This window comes from Roseibium sp., from assembly GCF_039982295.1.
In the GTDB taxonomy this organism is placed as follows: Bacteria; Pseudomonadota; Alphaproteobacteria; order Rhizobiales; family Stappiaceae; genus Roseibium.
Map to the genome: position 1 here is coordinate 35,328 of NZ_JBDWYP010000047.1, position 17,444 is coordinate 52,771.

Sequence of the window (17,444 nt, forward strand, 5' to 3'; positions counted from 1 at the left end):
GCGTCATATCCGTCAAGGTCGAATTGCGCTGCACGAGAGCTCCCCTTAGAGAGTGAGCAGGCATACTCATTTACCCTGATCTCGAATTTTCATGCTCTTGCAGCAAGATCCGCTGAACCAATGTTTCGAGCGGACGGCATTATGGTATGTATTTTATTAAGGTCAGTATTTACGTATGACCACCAAGGCTTTGGGAGTGTTCCCGGTCATGGCGCGGAGTGAAAGAGCCGGTGTATCAATTTCTGTCGACCATCTTCAAGATCGCGGTGACCTCGTTGATCGTCGGCGTGGTGCTCTCGGCAATTGATATCACCGCCGCAGACCTGCTCAGCAAGATAGGCCTGACGCCTGAAAGCCTCTGGCAGCATATTCAGACCGGTGTCACCTGGGCGATCCCGAACATTATACTGGGGTCGCTGATCGTCGTGCCGGTGTGGATCGTCATCTACCTCTTCCGCCCCCCCAGAGCCTAGATAAAGCGCACAAAGCGATTTCTCTGGACTGAAGCTAGTTCGGCCCGAAGGCAGCGCGCTCGTCCTGCGCACGCAGCACCTCCTGCCGCTTGCTAGCCAGCGACGCTGCAATGACGCCGAAAGTCACCAACACCACCAATATGGTACAAATCGCGTTGATCTCGGGGGTCACCCCAAGGCGGACCTGCGAGTAGATCTTCATTGGCAAGGTGGTCGCGCCGGGGCCTGTTGTGAAGCTGGCAATGACCAGATCATCCAGAGACAGTGTGAAAGCCAGCATCCACCCGGCCAGGACACCTGGAAAGATAATCGGCAATGTGATCAGGAAAAAGCTGCGGACAGGCGGACAGCCAAGGTCCTCTGCGGCCTCTTCAATGCTCTTGTCGAATCCGACAAGCCGCGACTGAACAACAACCGCCACGTAGCACATCGCGAATGTCGTATGCGCGATCATGACTGTCCAGAAGCCTCTGGCCTGATCCATGGCCACAAAAAGCAGCAGTAATGACAGCCCCAGGATGACTTCAGGCATCACCAGAGGTGCGAAGATCATGCCGGAAAACAAGGACCGGCCCGCGAAGCGACCCGAGCGGACCAAAACCAGCGCCGCCATCGTTCCCAGAACTGTTGCGATGCTTGCGGAAAGAAAAGCGACCTTCAAGGTGACCCAAGCCGCATCAAGAAGCTGTTTGTTCTTGAACAGCTCGACGTACCACTTCGTCGAAAAGCCACCCCATACAGTGACCAGCCGGGACTCGTTGAAAGAGAAGATGACAAGGATCACGATCGGCAGGTAGAGAAACGTGAAGCCAAGCACCAGCGACGTGACGTTGAACCAGGTTGGGCCAGACCTCATGACTGCATCTCCGCCAATTTTTGCTGGTGGTTTTGAAACAGAACAATCGGGACGACCAGGATAAGAAGCAGGATCACAGCCACCGCCGAGGACACCGGCCAATCACGGTTCGAAAAGAACTCTACCCACAGCGTCTTGCCGATCATCAATGTGTTGGAACCGCCCAAAAGATCCGGAATGACAAATTCACCGACGGCCGGAATGAAGACGAGGAAACATCCCGCGACGACGCCAGGTATGGAGAGCGGTAACGTGATCTTCCAAAAGGCCTTCCAGGGAGGGCAACCCAGGTCTTCAGCCGCTTCCAAGAGGCTCATGTCCAACTTTTCCAGGCTGGCATAGAGCGGCAGGACGAGGAACGGCAGATAGGAATAGACGATGCCGATATAGACTGCGAGGTTCGTGTTCATGATCACAAGAGGCTCGTCAATCACGCCCAGCGCGAGAAGCAACTGGTTCAATAGCCCCTCGTTCTTGAGGATTCCAATCCACGCGTAGACCCGGATCAGAAAACTGGTCCAGAACGGCAAGATCACAAGCATCAGCAGGGTCGGACGCCATTCCTTTGGACTGCGCGCCATCCCATAGGCAATGGGATAACCAACCAACAATGTAATGAATGTCGAAATAAGGGCGATCTTTGCACTGGAAAGATAGGACTTCCAGTATAGATCGTCCTCAGTCAGCCAGATGTAGTTCTCGATTGAGAACACGGAGAACGCCTCGACAAAGCCGGCCCATCCCTCAGCCAAATCAAACGTCGGCAGGTAAGGCGGTATGGCAACTGCCACCTCAGACAGCGAAATCTTGAAGACGATAAAAAACGGCGCGAGGAAGAAGATGACCAGCCACAGAAATGGCACAGCAATCAGGGCCTTGCTACCAAGGGAACGTTTCGGTGCCTGCGGCTTTTGCTGGCTCATCCGCACCTCCTATCGATCCAGGATCACGCCGGCGTTCCGGTCGAAGGTCAGGACAACATCGTCATACCAGGTGATCGGGTCTTCCACGATGCGCGTCACATTGGCAAAGGTTGCCTTGAGCGTGTCGAAATCGCCGTCCCCGATCTTGGCGTGAATGATTGAAACGTCTCCCAGATAGGCAATGTCCCAGACTGGCCCATTTACTGCGTTGACGCTGCCCGGTTCAACCTTGCCTTTTGCGACCCGTACCTTCTCGGGCCGGATTGCATACCAGACAGTGTCACCCGTTCGAGCCGAAGTTGTTTGGTCCGTCTCGATCAGAAAACCGCCCATCACGGCTTGCAGTCGCGTCTGACTGGGCGATGTCTCGACAACCTTGGCCTCGATCAGATTAACATCGCCTATGAAATTGGCGGCGAATTTACTGTTTGGCGTTTCATAGATCTCTGCAGGTGTGGCCACCTGAACCAACTGCCCCTGATCCATGACCGCAATTCGATCTGCCACCGTCATGGCCTCTTCCTGGTCATGGGTGACAATCAGGAAGGTCATCTTGAGATCTTCCTGCAAGGCCATCAGTTCAAACTGGGTCTCTTCCCGCAGCTTCCGATCAAGCGCGCCAAGAGGCTCATCCAGAAGCAGCACCTTGGGACGTTTTGCCAGTGAGCGTGCCAGCGCGACCCGCTGTCTCTGACCACCGGAAAGCTGGTGAGGTTTTCGTTTGGCGAATTGTTCCAGCTTGGTCAGACGGAGCATCTCCGCGACCCGGTCATCAATTTCGGACTTCGGCAGTTTGTCCTGGGTCAAGCCGAAGGCAATGTTCTTTTCCACGCTCATGTGCGGGAACAGGGCGTAGGACTGGAACATCATGTTGGACGGCCGCCGGAATGCCGGAATGCCGGCGAGATCCTGTCCGTCCAGAAAGATCTGGCCCGAGGTTGGCGTCTCAAAGCCGGCCAGCATACGCATCATCGTCGTCTTGCCGCAGCCGGATCCGCCGAGTAGCGCAAAAAACTCACGCTCGTAGATCTTCAAACTGAGGTTATCGACGGCGACAAAGTCACCGAAGCGTTTGGTGACATTTCGGAACTCGATAAACGGTTCCGCAGCCGAATCTTCCCACGGCGTGAATTCGCGCCGCACCGGCCCGAGCGTTTTCTTGGCCAAGGTTCCAGTTCCCCAAGTGACGGCTCCCCCGGAGCCTGAGACATGCCGGACCCATGTCGAACGGGTCCGGCGGTTTCACATGCTCAGGCGCAGCTTACTGACCGCTTTTCACTGCTGTCCAAGTACGGGTGACAACACGGTTGATCTTCGGGTCGTATGCGGTGACCGTGTAGAGGTTCTTGACAGCTTCCTCAGCCGGGTAAATCGCCGGATCGCCGATCACATCGTCATTGAGGAGTTCCTGAGAAGCCTTGTTGCCATTGGCGTAGTAGACGTAGTTGGAGGCTTTCGCCATGATGTCTGGGCGCATGATATAGTTCAGGAACTCATGAGCTTCGGCCTTGTGCGGTGCGTCTGCGGGGATGGCCATCTGGTCAAACCACATCAACGCTCCCTCCTTGGGAATCGCGTATTCGACGGTCACACCGTTGTCTGCTTCAGCAGCGCGGTCACGGGCCTGAAGCACGTCACCTGACCAGCCCACCGCGATGCAGATATCACCATTCGCCAGCGCATTGATGTACTCGGAAGAGTGAAACTTCTGCACGTATGGACGGATCTTGGTGAGCAGCTCTCCGGCCTTTTCGATGTCCCCGCGATCCTTGCTGTCAGGGTCCAGGCCAAGATAGTTGAGGGCAGCAGGGATCATTTCGGTCGGGGCGTCGAGGAGAAAAACACCGCAGTCCTTCAGCTTGGAGATGTTTTCTTCATTGAAGACAAGATCCCAGCTATCGACAGGAGCATTTTCGCCGAGGGCTGCCTTTACCTTATCGACATTATAGCCAATGCCGGTTGTGCCCCACATGTAGTTGATCGAATGCGCATTGCCGGGATCGTATTTCTGGACGCGCGTTTCGATGTCCTTCCACATATTGGAAAGATTGGAAAGCTGGGATTTATCGAGTTCCGAGAAGGCTCCGGCCTTGATCTGACGGGATAGGAAAGATCCCGTTGGCACGACAACATCGTAGCCCGTGCCGCCTGCCAGAAGCTTGGTTTCAAGGATCTCATTGCTGTCAAAGACGTCATAAACGACCTTGATGCCCGTTTCCTTGGTGAAATCCTCGAGGATCGATTCATCGATGTAGTCGGACCAATTGTAAACGTTGACTACCCGGTCCTGGGCCAGCGCCGAACCGGCCATCAGGCCGAGAGCAGCCACCCCTGTCAGAATACCCTTGATCATCATGCTAAACTCCACTCCAGAATATTGAACTACAGTGCCGTTTCATCGGCTTATCAACGAGTTCATTCTGCGGCTCTAACGCCGCGATTGATTTGAACCAAGAGGCCATGCGCCTTCCTTGCACATTCTTCCCCGGCCGCTGGTTTCCCGCAAGGCGGGGTGCACCTAAAGATAGGTCTGTCGCTCCAGGCTGGAAATCTCCCGGCCGAACTCGTTGAGCTCTTCCTTTTTGATCTCCGTCAGAACCTTGTGCATCTCCGGCCCCACGGCTTCTTTCATTCTATCGGATGCCTCGAAGGCATCAATCGCCTCGTCCATCCAGGGCGTCAAACGCTTGTGTTTCTTTTCATAAGCGTTGCCGACGACAGGTGGCGGAGGGTCTTTCCGATCCTGAAGCCCGAGCAACATGCCCGCCAGAACTCCGACAAGAACGAAGTAAGGATTGGCGTCCGCACCCGCGATGCGATGTTCGATACGCGCCGCTTGAGGCGAGCTGGCCGGAACCCGAAGAGCAACAGAGCGATTGTCGAAACCCCAACAGATCGAGGTCGGAGCATAGGATCCGGGCTGCATGCGCCGGAAGCCATTAAAGGTCGAGGTGAAAAGCAGCAGCGCCTCCGGCATCGTATCCAGCAAACCGCTTATTGCGTGACCCAGGCGCTTGGCGCCCTCATCGGGGCATGCGAAGATATTGCCATTCTCATCTTCCATGGACACATGCACGTGCATTCCATTGCCCGGCCACTCCACAAAGGGTTTGGCCATGAAAGACGCCTTCAGATTATGCTTTCGCGCCACGCCCTGAACCAGACGGCGCAGCAACACCGCATCATCGGCTGCCAGCAGAGGGTCCTTGCGGTGATGTAGATTGAGCTCGAATTGCCCCGGAGCCGCTTCCGAAACAGCAGCGTCAGCAGGAATTCCCTGCATCTCGGCTGCACGGCGCAAGTCGTCAACAACCGGCAGAAGGGCTTCAAGGTCCGAAAGGGCATACATATTCTGACGTGCCGGCCCACGATGGGTCGTAAAAAGCGGCTTGGGCTGCTCTGTCCAGTCCCCCTCGCTTTCTTCGAGCAGGTAAAATTCCAACTCGAAGGCACAGGTTGCGGTGACACCAAATGCCGCCAACTTATCAACCATACGCTTGAGAACATGGCGCGGGTCTTCCAGGCACGGCACGCCATCACGATCATACATGGACAGGAGAACCTGTGCTGTCTTGCGCTCTGCCCACGGCACCAGCTTCAAGGTCTCCGGGATCGGCCAGCAAACACCATCCTTGTCACCGGTCTCAATGTGCATGCCGGTGCTTTCCACCTCCCGCCCCCAGACATCCAGACCGAAGAGCGAATAGGGAAGCGCCACGCCACCTTCGAAGACCGTTTTGACAGCGCCACCGGGCAGCCATTTGCCTCGCAAGACGCCATTAGTGTCCGGAAGAACCACTTCAACTGTATCCAAGTCTGGATGTTCGGTGAGGAACGCTTCGACGTCCTTTTTCCATCCAGGCTCTGCAGGATGTTCCAACGTTTGATGTGGCAGATCCACCATTTAGGCACTCGGTTCCTTAACTCTTGTCTCACGGTCAGACTGCAGTGCTGACGACTGCACATGGAATTGACGGCCAATGCATTGCGCTAACCGGCAAAATGTGATCACGTTCCCAATAGCGTGTCAAGATCGAGAAACAGGCAGCGCCGCCGACAATTTCGCCAATCTCGAATTCGTCAATCTTGAAATACCGGGGGAGATGTCCAAAATTGAACAAGACTTCAGTCGGCAATGTACAGGCGCCCCGCCCTGACGAACAAGAAGGAGCAACTTCGCCAAATCGAGGCGCCGCACGCGCCCAAGTCGACGCGGCTGTTCGATCAGCGCTTTTGACCGGTCGCTTCATTCCGGGCAAAGCCGTGACACTCCGGGGTCTTGCGCAGGAACTTGGTGTCAGCCCCATGCCGGTTCGTGAGGTAATCCAGCGACTTGCAGCAGAAAATGCGCTTAACGTCAGGCAAAATGGCCGGGTTCAAGTGCCGGAAATGAGCCCTTCCAGGTTCGACGAGATCCTGAAGGCACGCCTTCTACTCGAGCCAGAACTGGCCGAAATGGCCCTTCCCCAACTGGATCATACAGACGCAAAAGTGCTTGAAGAGATTGACCTGGAAATCGATGAATCCATCAGTTCCGGCAACGCAGAATCCTACATGCGATTAAACCATGCGTTTCATTTCAAGATCTACGCCTCATCCAATTCCGAGATCCTTATGCCGCTGGTTGAGAGCCTGTGGCTTCAATTTGCCCCGTTCATGCGCACCGTTTACGGGCGCGTCGGAACCGCAAACCTCGTCGATTGGCACAAGGAAGCCATAAGAGCCATTCGCAGCGACGATCCGACTGCGTTGAGCGCTGCCATCGCAGCAGACATCAGAGACGGCATGGGCATACTTGGTCGCGAAAGCCTCCCCGAAAGCTGACCGAGCTGTCTTTTTCTCTTGCCCGAACACCATTGACTTGGCTATTTTGTGATCACAAATTAAGTCGGCGTGTAGGTGCCATGCGTGACCCTGTCTGAAGATCCCAAGTTTGAGACGGCACGTGTGGGGAGTTTGGGCTAGTCTGTGATCCAGCCCGAGACAGTCACACGCGCCAACATTGGAGCCCAAAGTGAGCAACGAGATACCTGACGCTGAAAACAACGAAAGCATCAGCTTGCGTGGCGTGAAAGACATGGAGGCGGCCCGCGCCTGGCTTCGGGAACGCAACATCCAGGATATCGAGTGCATCGTGCCCGACCTCGCAGGCGTCGCACGCGGCAAGATGATGCCCACCGAGAAATTCTTCTCCGGCCCTGTCATGACCATGCCCGCTTCGATCTTCGCCCAGACCATCTCCGGAAGCTATCCTGAAGATGATGAGCGTTTCCAGCACAACGCAACGGATGGCGACCTCTACTTCAAGGCTGATTATGGAACCTTGACCGCCGTTCCCTGGGAATCCGATCCAACTGCACAGCTTATTCACGATGCTCAGACTCGCGATGGCACCCCGGTCGAGACAGCGCCACGGAATGTTCTCAAGCGCATCTTGAAACTCTACCAGAACAAGGGCTGGGAGCCTGTCATTGCACCGGAAATCGAGTTCTATCTCGTGCGTCCGAACACGGATCCAGATGATCCGCTGGAGCCGCCGACAGGCCGCTCTGGTCGCCCCGAAGTCGGTCGTCAGTCCTACTCGATTTCCGCGCTGAACGAGTTCGATGACCTGATCGATGACATCTACGACCTGTCCGAACAACAAGGACTGGAGATAGACACCCTCATTCACGAAGAGGGTGCTGCGCAAATGGAAATCAATCTGCGTCACGGTGCTCCGTTGGAGCTCGCCGATCAGGTCTTCCTGTTCAAGCGGACCATCAGGGAAGCGGCGTTACGCCACGACATGTATGCCACCTTCATGTCCAAACCCATGTCGAACCAACCTGGTTCCGCGATGCATATTCACCAATCCGTGGTCGATAGCGAAACCGGGAAGAACATTTTTTCCGGAGCTGACGGAGAGGAAACGCCAGAGTTCCTGTCCTTCATCGCGGGCCATCAAGCCTATTTACCATACGTTACCTGCGTCATGGCTCCCTTCGTGAACTCTTACAGGCGTTTTGCCCGCAACTCGACGTCGCCGGTGAATGTCTACTGGGGTTATGACAATCGCACCGTTGGCTTACGCGTACCCTATTCATCGCCTCAAGCCCGGCGACTGGAGAACCGCGTACCTGGTTCGGATGCCAATCCCTACCTTGCAATCGCTGCGTCTCTCGCCTGCGGATATCTTGGCATGATGAAAGGCCTCAAGCCCGACACCCCTCAATCTGTAGATTGCAGCGATCTTCTCAAATCCCTGCCACGGGGGCTGACGGAAGCCGTCAACCTGTTTGAGAACAGCGAAGAAATCATCGAGATCTTTGGTGAGACCTTTGTCGCGACCTATCGCGCGATCAAGCAAGAAGAGTTCGAGACCTTCATGTCCGTGATCAGCCCGTGGGAACGGGAATATCTGCTGCTCAACGTTTAGGGCGCCTTTGCGCCAATCTGTCGCCTACCGGAGTATCCCAATGTCGGCCGTATCCAACATCTATCCGACTGCAGCCCTTCAGGCTGTGGACGCTGCCCACCACATTCACCCTTTCACCGACACGAAGGCATTGAATTCGGAAGGCACACGGATCATCACTCACGCAGACGGCGTCTGGCTGACCGATTCCAACGGGAACCGCATCCTGGACGGCATGGCGGGACTCTGGTGTGTGCAAGTCGGTCACGGCCGACAGGAAATAGCAGATGCCGTTCACAAACAGATGAGCGAACTCAGCTACTACAACACGTTTTTCAAAACCTCGCACCCGCCTGCGATCGCCCTTGCGGAGAAACTGGCGGAACTCGCCCCCGAGCATATGAACCGGGTATTTTACTGCTCGTCTGGCTCTGAAGCCAATGACACCGTCTTTCGGATGGTCCGCCACTATTGGGACCAGATGGGACAACCGGACAAGAAGGTCATCATCGGGCGCTGGAACGGCTATCACGGCTCGACGCTTGCTGGCACCAGCCTCGGCGGCATGAAGGGAATGCACGAACAAGGTGACCTTCCCGTACCCGGGGTGCATCACATTGATCAGCCCTATTGGTATGGCGAAGGCGGAGACATGAGTCCGGAAGACTTCGGGGTCCATGTCGCACGCAAGCTGGAAAAAGCTATCGATGAAATCGGCGAAGACAAGGTTGCGGCCTTTATTGCAGAGCCAATCCAGGGAGCTGGCGGCGTCATAATCCCGCCGGAAACATACTGGCCGGAAGTGAAGCGCATTCTCTCGGAGCGCAACATTCTGTTCGTCGCCGATGAGGTCATTTGCGGCTTCGGTCGCCTCGGCACCTGGTTCGGCTCAGACTACTATGGCCTTGAGCCCGATCTCATGCCGATCGCCAAGGGACTCACCTCAGGCTATCTGCCGATGGGCGGCGTGATGGTTTCGGACCGGGTTGCCGAAGGTCTGATCGACAAGGGCGGAGAGTTCTATCACGGCTACACTTACTCCGGGCATCCTGCCTGCGCTGCAGCAGCGCTTGCCAATCTGGAAATCATCCAGCAGGAGAAACTCGTCGAACGCGTCCGCGATGATATTGGGCCGTACCTTCAAAAAAGCTGGGCAGCACTCGGGGATCATCCACTGGTTGGCGAAGCCCGCATGACTGGATTGATGGGTGCGATGGAACTCGTTCCTGAAAAAGGTAATCGCCAAAAAGAATTCGCGGAAAAAGGATCTGTCGGCACGCTTTGCCGCGACATTTCCTTCCAGAATGGCATGGTCATGCGCGCCGTCGGCGACAGCATGATCATCTCGCCTCCCCTTGTGCTTTCTCATGAAGAAGCTGATCAATTGGTGACCATTGCCCGCAAGACCCTCGACGAAACCTATGCCGAGTTGAAGCGCATCGGAACGCTCTAGAGCAGTTGAAGATCGCGAAAGAACGGGCTGGTCCCGCTCCTTCTGCCTCAATCGAACTGTGCGCCGGTTTCTTCCAGATTTTGCTGCAGCCAGTTTCGAAACACCTGCATGAGTGGTGTTTCCTGCCGCGACTTCAGCCAGGTGAGCCAGTAGCTGCCCAGAACTACATCTTGTGGAAATGGTTGTACGATTTGCCCGGACTTCAGCTCGCTTTCAAACATGGACACCGGGACAAGCCCGACGCCGGCTCCTTGAGACGCTGCTCCGGCCATTGCGATTGACGAGTCGAACATCCATCCGCGCACGGTTGGCAGAGGCACGCCAGCAGCCAGGAACCATTGGTTCCACTCGTTGATCCTATAGGATCTCAGCAGTGTCTCATTGAGAAGATCTTCCGGCTGCACCAGACGATCCGCGATCTGCGGCGCGCAAATCGGCGAGAACGGCGCCACCATCAGGTGTACAGCGTTGGTCCCGTGCCACGCGCCATCGCCGAAACGGATGAAGTAGTCCAGACCATCTTCCATCAGATCGGCTCTGTTGTTGTTGGTCTTCAGTCTTAAATCCACTCCAGGATGCCTGACAGCAAAGTCCTTCAACCGCCGTATCAGCCAACCGTTCGCAAATGTCGAGACAGTGCCGACAGTCAGCACCTCCTTGAAGTTGCCATCTTCAAATCGGCTTAAGGTCGCGCTCAACCGCCGGAAAGCATCACTGAGGACAGGCAACAGGGTTTGCCCCTCATCAGTGAGCGTCACACCACGAGGAAGACGCTCGAACAAGGAGATGCCGAGCAGCCCTTCCAGTGCCTTCACCTGATGACTGACCGCTGTTTGCGAGACACGCAGCTCAAGTCCGGCCTTTGTGAAACTGCCAAGTCTCGCTGAAGCCTCGAAGGCCCTGAGAGCATTGAGAGGAAGCCGTGAGATCTCCATATGGCATATCCTATGGCCAAGTTTTTCTCATGGCTACCCTCAGAAACTATCTCTTGTCCATGGGGTTGTTTCACGGCATCGTCCGCCTGCCTCGGAGGATACGGACCGTTCTTCGAGGGGAAGGTCCACGTCTTCAACGCATTATCAGCTCAATGGAATGTGGCATGCGCCCTCTGAAACACATGACTTTTACGCAGCTTTCTCTGCCCCTCGCGGCAAGCTTGTCGATCGTGACATCGGCCCTTCTACCTGTTTCCTCGAATGCGGCGGGGTTTGATCCACAGCCGATCATTCAGCAGGCGATCGAAATCGAGAAACGTCACGGCGCCCGAATTGGCATAGCCGTTCTGGACGACAAGACCGGAACGGCCTGGAGCTACAAAGGCGATGTTCGGTTCCCGCTCAACAGCACCTTCAAGGCTTTTGCTTGCGCCGCTCTTCTTGCTCAGGTCGAAAATGGCGCAACCGATCCAAACAAAAGCGTCCAAGTCAAACGCGCTGACATCGCACCCTATTCGCCTGTTACAAAAAAGCGTATCGGCAAAAGGATGACCTATCTGGCTCTCTGCAACGCAGCGGTCACGATCAGCGACAACACTGCCGCCAACTACATCCTGAAAGAGATCGGTGGGCCTGCCAACCTAACCGCCTTCTTGAGGAAACTTGGCGATACTGAAACCCGCCTGGATCGATGGGAGCCCGAGCTGAACAACGTCCCCGCCGGTGAGTCTCGCGACACGACAACGCCACTTGCTGCAGCGACGACGCTGAAAACCCTGCTGCTTGCTGGCCCGCTCTCCGCTGACTCCCGCAAGCAACTCACGGACTGGCTGGTCGCGAACAAGGTTGGAGATACGCTGCTACGTGCAGGACTACCTCAGCGCTGGAAAATTGGCGACAAGACCGGCGCGGATGCCAAAAAGTCTCGGGCGGACATTGCCGTTATCTGGCCTCGCCCGGATCGCGCTGTCTTTGTCGCGGTATACCTTGACGAAGCTCATGTCGATATGAGCAGTCGCAATGCCGCCATCGCGAAAATCGGCCGGGCATTGACGAAAGCCTTGACGCCCTAAACACAAAAGAGCCGAGGGCCATTCCCTCGGCTCTTCAATGTCTTATTTTCGACGAACCATGTCACTCGGCGGCCTGAGAGACTTCACGCAATGACTGGCGGGCCCAAGGTCGCGTGCCCGCAGGAACTTCCTCAACCGTCCCGACCGGCTGCAGATACTTGGTAACCTCCGGCCACTCTCCCTCAGCAAGCGCCTTCAAGACTTCCGGCTTGGTGATCTGGAAGCTCGAAACGCCACAGCGGCGCATCAAGGGCACCTGGTCGAGGATATAGTCACCGATCGCGCGGATATCACCCGTGTAGCCCATTTGCTCACGCAGTATCCGCGCAGCCGAAAAGCCGCGACCATCGGTAAACTTGGGGAACTCGACAGCGATATGCGCGAGGCGCCCAAGATGGTCTTTCAGCTGTTCGACCTCATCGCCAGCTCCAACCAGAACGGCGATCCGCGCACTAACGCCCGCGAACGTATCTGCATTCGATAGAAAGCGCTCAAAAGGCACCAGAAGGTTGCCTTCATTCGGCGCAACATCCTCGGCCCCAAGCTCAAGCCAGTCCTCATCAAAAAGTTGGCCGTTGGAAAAGATCTTCGTCATGTCTGTTTCGCGTCCTTCAATTCCCGGATCACTTGGGTCCGGGGTTCGCGTCATCCCCTGCATTCCGGTGACATAGAGTTCACCGGAACCAATCTCAAATTCCGCTGCCGTCAAGTTCTCTTCCGTGGCTCGGCAGGTGAATGCCACACTCGACCTTTTCCTGTCCGCGCCAGCGTCCCGCCCGCGGATCCTCGCCCGGCTTCACCTTGCTCGTACAAGGCAGGCAGCCGATGGACGGATAGCCCTTGGCCACGAGTGGATGCGGCGGCAGGTCATGCGCCTTGGCATAGGCCAGTATGTCAGCAGCGTCCCACTCGGCGAGCGGGTTGACCTTGATCCGACCATCTTCCACCTCGAAAAACGGCAGACTCGCACGGGTAGAACTCTGAAACCGCTTTCGGCCCGAGATCCAGGCGCCATAGCCTTTCAAGGCTTTTGTCAACGGCAGCACCTTTCGTACGTGACAGCAAGCATCCGTGTCGCTCATCCATAGCATGCCTCCCGGATCCACTTCACTCAGGTCACTCGCCTCCGGCACCTGGGAAACTACATTTGTCAGACCCAGACTTTCCACAAGCTCGTCGCGATAGCGCCGCGTATCGGGAAAAAGCTTGCCAGTATCAACCATTATCACGGGCGTCGAGGGATCAACCTCGGCAACCATGTGAAGCAACACTGCGGAGTCTGCGCCGAAGCTGGAAACCATCGCAATGTCACTGTTGAATTGGTGCCTGATTGCCGCTCGCAGAATGCCCTGTGCATCGGAATCCACGAACTGCCCATTCAAGGTCGCCACTTCGGCCTGCAGACCCAATTCCGGATCAACGCCTATGCTGAATGTCTCATGCAGTGCCATAGAGGGCCTCCTTGAAAGGCGCCTCCCCGATCCGGCGATACGCCTCCAGGAAGGTTTCTTCCTTGGCCGTCCGCAGACCAAGATAGGTGTCGACGAGTTTCTCAATCGCATCAACGACCTCTTCAGACGAAAAGCCTCGTCCGACGATTTCTCCGATGGACGAGTTCTCGTTGGCGGAGCCGCCGAGCGTGATCTGATAGAATTCCACGCCCTTTTTCTCGAGGCCAAGAATGCCGATGTGGCCAACGTGATGATGGCCACAGGCATTGATGCAGCCTGAGATCTTGATCTTCAGCTCCCCGATCTCGGCCTGCCTGTCCGGGCCGCCGAAGCGTTCGGAAATCCGTTGTGCGACAGGAATGGAGCGTGCTGTCGCCAGCGCGCAGTAGTCCATGCCAGGACACGCGATGATGTCAGTAATCAGGCCGGAATTGCCCTCTGCCATGCCATTTGCAACCAAGGTATCGAACAACGCTGGCAGATCGGCGATCTTCACGTGCGGAAGGATGACATTCTGCTCATGGCTGATGCGGATCTCATCGTGAGCATAGCGCTCGGCCAGGTCGGCTATGACATCCATCTGAGCATCAGAAGCATCGCCCGGAATGCCGCCAATTGGCTTCATGGAGATTGTCACGCTGGTGTGGCCAGGCACGCGGTGCGCATTCAAATTATGCGCCAAGAACTGGGCAAAGGCGGGGTCGCTTGCCTTGCGGGCTTCGACAGCCGCGTCATCGACGGCCAGCACTTCCAGGGGAGGCGGTGCGAAATAGGCTTCGATACGGCGGACTGCCTCGTCAGGCAAGCGCAAGACGCCATAGCGGATCTTTTCAAACTCGGCTTCGATGTCAGCCTTCAGCTCTTCCAGGCCGGTTTCGTGAACCAGTATCTTGATGCGCGCCTTATACTTGTTATCACGCCGACCGTATCGATTGTAGACGCGCAAGATCGCCTCGGAATAGGCGAGAAGATCCTCTTCCGGCAGGAAATCGCGCACCTTTCGGCCGATCATAGGCGTACGTCCCAGGCCACCTCCGACGAACACGACGAAACCAATATTGCCGTCTTCGCCGCGCGCCAACTGAAGGCCGATGTCATGTACCTGGACAGCTGCACGGTCATTTGGAGCACCGGTAATCGCGATCTTGAACTTGCGCGGCAGAAACGAAAATTCCGGGTGAAGCGATGACCACTGGCGCAGGATTTCTGCATAGGGACGCGGATCGGCAATCTCGTCGGCAGCAGCTCCAGCGAAATGATCAGCAGTCACATTGCGGATGCAGTTACCAGAGGTCTGGATGGCGTGCATCTCGACTTCCGCCAGCTCCTCGAGAATGGCAGGTGTGTCTTCCAGCCTCGGCCAGTTGAACTGAATGTTCTGCCGGGTGGTGAAGTGCCCATAGCCACGGTCATAGGTGCGCGCGATGTGCGCCAGCTTGCGCATCTGCCGACCATTCAACGTGCCATACGGGATTGCCACGCGCAGCATATATGCGTGAAGTTGCAGATAAAGGCCGTTCATCAGCCGGAGTGGTTTGAATTCTTCTTCGGTCAACTCACCGGCCAGACGGCGGCGAACCTGATCCTTGAACTGTTCCGTGCGCTGGGTGACGAACCCATGGTCAAATTCATCGTAGCGGTACATGTCTCTCTCCATCAGGGCGCAGCCGGTCTTTCAGGCGCTGCCCCTCCTCAGTCAGTCGTTCGGTTGTCAGACGGCAGAAACGCGCGCCTGTTTGCCAAGTTCAGGGTGTGTGGTCGGACCGGCGGCCCGGATCATCTCGCGCAGACGAACGGGCACGATCCGTCCCTCGTCCTGGGTAACATCCATCGCGTAGGCCTCGACGACTTCACGGTCCGCGATGGATTGCGCGGCAAGCTCGAGCGCTTTTGCCACCTCGTCCTTGCCTTCAAGAACATGGGCCAGCGAAAGAAGCTCGACCCAGGCACCATCCGCGCCCTGCCAGACAACTTCTCCGTCAAGCAAACGATTTGCGGTAACGACTTTCATTGCCTCTCTCCTTAGGCAGCAAATTCTTGTTTCAGCGGCATGGCCGCAATCGGTTCAGCTTTTTCGAGAGCGGCATGTCCAACCGCCTCGCCAATGACAATCAGCACGGGCCCGTCGATGTCGCCCCGGCCCTCAAGCACGCAGAGATCAGAGAGAGTGCCGGCGAACTGGCGCTCTTCTGGATGGGCTGCGTTTTCTATGATCGCCACAGGGGTCTCACGACCCATGCCGGCGGCAATCAGCTTGTCGGCGACGGCCGCGGCGACCGTGCGCCCCATATAGACAGCAACTGTGGATCCCTGCAGGGCGAGACCTGCCCACTCAGGCAAGGTTTCGGACTTGGCATTATGGCCAGTTGCGAAAACCAGGGTCGACGCAACGCCGCGTAGGGTCAGAGGCAATTGAGCCGAAGCTGCAGCAGCGAATGCGGCCGTCACACCCGGGACGACTTCAAACTCCAGGCCTGCCTCACGAAGGGCGTCCATCTCTTCCGCTGCCCGGCCGAAGATCATCGGATCGCCTGCCTTCAGGCGAACGACTTTCCGACCTTCACGGCCAAGGTCGACCAAGAGATGATTGATATCCTTTTGGGCGACCGAATGCGCACCTTTGCGCTTGCCGACCGAAATGCGCTCTGCATCCCGGCGCCCCATGGCGACGACCGCGGCAGGCACCAGCGCGTCATGAACAATAACATCAGCTTCCTGAAGCAGCCGCTGTGCCCTGAGGGTCAGAAGATCTTCTGCACCAGGTCCGGCGCCCACCAGCCAGACGAACCCGGGCTCGCCAGTCGGGCCATTCAAAAGACGCTGCGCCTCCTGACGGGCCTTATCCAAGTTGCCGGCATGGACGCTGGTCGCGACACTGCCGGAAAAAAACCTCGCCCAGAATCGCCGGCGCGATACGCCATCCGGGATCATCTTCACGGCCGCATCGCGAAAGCTCTCAGCCAACCTGGCAAGATCGCCAGTGCTGCGCGGCAGTATGGTCTCGATGCGGGCGCGGATTTGGCGAGCGAGAACGGGCCCGACGCCGGTCGAGGTAATCGCAACCGCTATGGGCGCACGATTGACGAGCGCCCCGGTGTAAAAGTCACAGAGATGCGGCTTGTCGACAGCGTTGACCGGCACGCCGAAAATGCGCGCCGCCTGCACAACAGCGCTGTCGAGCGCTTCGTCTTCCCTGGCGCTGAACACAAGTGCTGCACCATTCAACAGGGCCGGACGGAATTCCTCGGCCACATGCTTGCCACCAACCGCAACGATGGCGTCGGCCAATGCAGGTTCTATTTCTTTGGATATGACCTCAACCGAGGCATTGGTCTCACCCAGAAGACGCACCTTCGCAGCAGCCTCATCGCCATGACCGACCACGCAAACGCGCTTTCCCGCCACCTTGAAAAAGGTCGGAAACACGTCGAGCCGTCGCTCAGACTTATCTACTCGCTGCCTTGGCATTGGCGGTTCTCCCGGACAATCGCATCCATGAACCTAAATCTAGTCGTTCGACCGCCAGAACTTCGGGCACCGCATTTCAAATGCTTCGATGCAAGGAGAAAAGGATTTCGCATTCCGGGGACTCTCAGCAAAGAGATCTGGATCCCGCCAACATGCGCCTGACTTCTGCGTAAACAACGAAAAACCGGCGGTCTAAGACCGCCGGTTTTGCATCTTGGTCTCGGGAGTGCCTTAAGCGGCAAATTCCTCAATGAATTCTTCGATCTTGTTTCTCAGAGCCCGATTCAAAAGTTTATGAGACCTGACAATAGGTTGCGAGCCTGCGTGTCATGACCCTGATGCTGGCGATGGTGACCCATGCGGTGGCACTTTCGACGGATTTTTCCCAGTCCTTTGCCAGCCTGCGGCATCGCCC

16 protein-coding genes and 1 pseudogene are annotated in these 17,444 nt (G+C 56.6%); 5 read left to right on the forward strand and 12 right to left on the reverse strand.

Going from position 1 to position 17,444, the window contains the following annotated elements; genetic code table 11:
* Positions 1-230 precede the first annotated feature (230 nt).
* Positions 231-473, forward strand: a complete 243-nt coding sequence (locus tag ABJZ52_RS09440) for a DUF6460 domain-containing protein (RefSeq protein ID WP_348186181.1) — start codon at positions 231-233, stop codon at positions 471-473.
* Positions 474-507: 34 nt separating this feature from the next.
* Here ABJZ52_RS09440 and ABJZ52_RS09445 read toward each other — a convergent pair whose 3' ends face one another.
* The 5 genes from ABJZ52_RS09445 to ABJZ52_RS09465 all read right to left on the reverse strand — a co-directional run bounded on the left by ABJZ52_RS09445 (position 508) and on the right by ABJZ52_RS09465 (position 6,156).
* A complete protein-coding gene (locus ABJZ52_RS09445) occupies positions 508-1,329 on the reverse strand; it encodes an ABC transporter permease (protein ID WP_348186183.1) in 822 nt (273 codons plus the stop codon).
* The gene (locus ABJZ52_RS09450; RefSeq protein WP_348186185.1) at positions 1,326-2,252 is read right to left on the reverse strand and encodes an ABC transporter permease subunit; all 927 of its coding nucleotides are present in this window, start codon (positions 2,250-2,252) and stop codon (positions 1,326-1,328) included. The genes ABJZ52_RS09445 and ABJZ52_RS09450 overlap by 4 nt, the downstream gene beginning before the upstream one ends.
* 9 nt (positions 2,253-2,261) lie before the next feature.
* Positions 2,262-3,419, reverse strand: a complete 1,158-nt coding sequence (locus ABJZ52_RS09455) for an ABC transporter ATP-binding protein (RefSeq protein ID WP_348186187.1) — start codon at positions 3,417-3,419, stop codon at positions 2,262-2,264.
* A 94-nt stretch (positions 3,420-3,513) separates the two neighbouring features.
* Entirely contained in the window at positions 3,514-4,608 is a 1,095-nt protein-coding gene (locus ABJZ52_RS09460) for a polyamine ABC transporter substrate-binding protein (RefSeq protein ID WP_348186189.1), read from the reverse strand.
* A 162-nt stretch (positions 4,609-4,770) separates the two neighbouring features.
* Positions 4,771-6,156 carry a glutamine synthetase family protein gene (locus ABJZ52_RS09465; protein ID WP_348186191.1) on the reverse strand — a complete coding sequence of 462 codons (1,386 nt, stop codon included), beginning with the start codon at positions 6,154-6,156 and terminating at the stop codon, positions 4,771-4,773.
* A 209-nt stretch (positions 6,157-6,365) separates the two neighbouring features.
* Between ABJZ52_RS09465 and ABJZ52_RS09470 the strand changes: the two genes are divergently transcribed.
* From ABJZ52_RS09470 to ABJZ52_RS09480, 3 genes are all read left to right on the forward strand, one after another.
* Entirely contained in the window at positions 6,366-7,076 is a 711-nt protein-coding gene (locus ABJZ52_RS09470; protein ID WP_348186193.1) for a GntR family transcriptional regulator, read from the forward strand.
* A gap of 253 nt (positions 7,077-7,329) precedes the next feature.
* Positions 7,330-8,670, forward strand: a complete 1,341-nt coding sequence (locus ABJZ52_RS09475) for a glutamine synthetase family protein (protein ID WP_348186229.1) — start codon at positions 7,330-7,332, stop codon at positions 8,668-8,670.
* Positions 8,671-8,710: 40 nt separating this feature from the next.
* Complete coding sequence (locus tag ABJZ52_RS09480; RefSeq protein ID WP_348186195.1) at positions 8,711-10,102, forward strand: aspartate aminotransferase family protein; 1,392 nt, start codon at positions 8,711-8,713, stop codon at positions 10,100-10,102.
* A gap of 47 nt (positions 10,103-10,149) precedes the next feature.
* On the opposite strand, the gene ABJZ52_RS09485 is transcribed toward ABJZ52_RS09480, so the two are convergent.
* Complete coding sequence (locus ABJZ52_RS09485; RefSeq protein ID WP_348186197.1) at positions 10,150-11,037, reverse strand: LysR family transcriptional regulator; 888 nt, start codon at positions 11,035-11,037, stop codon at positions 10,150-10,152.
* A 164-nt stretch (positions 11,038-11,201) separates the two neighbouring features.
* Here ABJZ52_RS09485 and bla point away from each other — a divergent pair, with 164 nt between their 5' ends.
* Positions 11,202-12,110 carry a class A beta-lactamase gene (gene bla / locus ABJZ52_RS09490; protein WP_348186199.1) on the forward strand — a complete coding sequence of 303 codons (909 nt, stop codon included), beginning with the start codon at positions 11,202-11,204 and terminating at the stop codon, positions 12,108-12,110.
* 61 nt (positions 12,111-12,171) lie between these two features.
* Here bla and ABJZ52_RS09495 read toward each other — a convergent pair whose 3' ends face one another.
* The 6 genes and pseudogenes from ABJZ52_RS09495 to ABJZ52_RS09520 form a co-directional block, all read right to left on the reverse strand.
* A complete protein-coding gene (locus tag ABJZ52_RS09495) occupies positions 12,172-12,819 on the reverse strand; it encodes a DUF934 domain-containing protein (protein WP_348186201.1) in 648 nt (215 codons plus the stop codon).
* On the reverse strand, positions 12,800-13,561 hold the full coding sequence (locus tag ABJZ52_RS09500) for a phosphoadenylyl-sulfate reductase (RefSeq protein ID WP_348186203.1): 762 nt from the start codon (positions 13,559-13,561) through the stop codon (positions 12,800-12,802). Before ABJZ52_RS09500 ends, ABJZ52_RS09495 begins: the two co-directional genes overlap by 20 nt.
* The gene (locus ABJZ52_RS09505) at positions 13,548-15,206 is read right to left on the reverse strand and encodes a nitrite/sulfite reductase (RefSeq protein WP_348186205.1); all 1,659 of its coding nucleotides are present in this window, start codon (positions 15,204-15,206) and stop codon (positions 13,548-13,550) included. Before ABJZ52_RS09505 ends, ABJZ52_RS09500 begins: the two co-directional genes overlap by 14 nt.
* 66 nt (positions 15,207-15,272) lie before the next feature.
* Entirely contained in the window at positions 15,273-15,572 is a 300-nt protein-coding gene (locus tag ABJZ52_RS09510; RefSeq protein ID WP_192110563.1) for a DUF2849 domain-containing protein, read from the reverse strand.
* Between the two features lie 11 nt (positions 15,573-15,583).
* Positions 15,584-17,029 carry a siroheme synthase CysG gene (cysG, locus tag ABJZ52_RS09515; protein WP_348186208.1) on the reverse strand — a complete coding sequence of 482 codons (1,446 nt, stop codon included), beginning with the start codon at positions 17,027-17,029 and terminating at the stop codon, positions 15,584-15,586.
* Between the two features lie 292 nt (positions 17,030-17,321).
* A pseudogene (locus ABJZ52_RS09520) lies at positions 17,322-17,444 on the reverse strand (IS5/IS1182 family transposase); the annotation flags it as partial.

Excerpts from the sequence above, each read along its gene's own strand:
- ABJZ52_RS09475 (WP_348186229.1), top strand. The coding sequence starts at position 7,330 with ATGGAGGCGGCCCGCGCCTGGCTTCGGGAACGCAACATCCAGGATATC.
- ABJZ52_RS09480 (WP_348186195.1), top strand. The coding sequence starts at position 8,711 with ATGTCGGCCGTATCCAACATCTATCCGACTGCAGCCCTTCAGGCTGTG.
- ABJZ52_RS09465 (WP_348186191.1), bottom strand. The coding sequence starts at position 6,156 with ATGGTGGATCTGCCACATCAAACGTTGGAACATCCTGCAGAGCCTGGA.
- ABJZ52_RS09510 (WP_192110563.1), bottom strand. The coding sequence starts at position 15,572 with ATGAAAGTCGTTACCGCAAATCGTTTGCTTGACGGAGAAGTTGTCTGG.
- ABJZ52_RS09500 (WP_348186203.1), bottom strand. The coding sequence starts at position 13,561 with ATGGCACTGCATGAGACATTCAGCATAGGCGTTGATCCGGAATTGGGT.
- cysG (WP_348186208.1), bottom strand. The coding sequence starts at position 17,029 with ATGCCAAGGCAGCGAGTAGATAAGTCTGAGCGACGGCTCGACGTGTTT.
- bla (WP_348186199.1), top strand. The coding sequence starts at position 11,202 with ATGCGCCCTCTGAAACACATGACTTTTACGCAGCTTTCTCTGCCCCTC.
- ABJZ52_RS09505 (WP_348186205.1), bottom strand. The coding sequence starts at position 15,206 with ATGTACCGCTACGATGAATTTGACCATGGGTTCGTCACCCAGCGCACG.
- ABJZ52_RS09445 (WP_348186183.1), bottom strand. The coding sequence starts at position 1,329 with ATGAGGTCTGGCCCAACCTGGTTCAACGTCACGTCGCTGGTGCTTGGC.
- ABJZ52_RS09485 (WP_348186197.1), bottom strand. The coding sequence starts at position 11,037 with ATGGAGATCTCACGGCTTCCTCTCAATGCTCTCAGGGCCTTCGAGGCT.
- ABJZ52_RS09450 (WP_348186185.1), bottom strand. The coding sequence starts at position 2,252 with ATGAGCCAGCAAAAGCCGCAGGCACCGAAACGTTCCCTTGGTAGCAAG.
- ABJZ52_RS09460 (WP_348186189.1), bottom strand. The coding sequence starts at position 4,608 with ATGATGATCAAGGGTATTCTGACAGGGGTGGCTGCTCTCGGCCTGATG.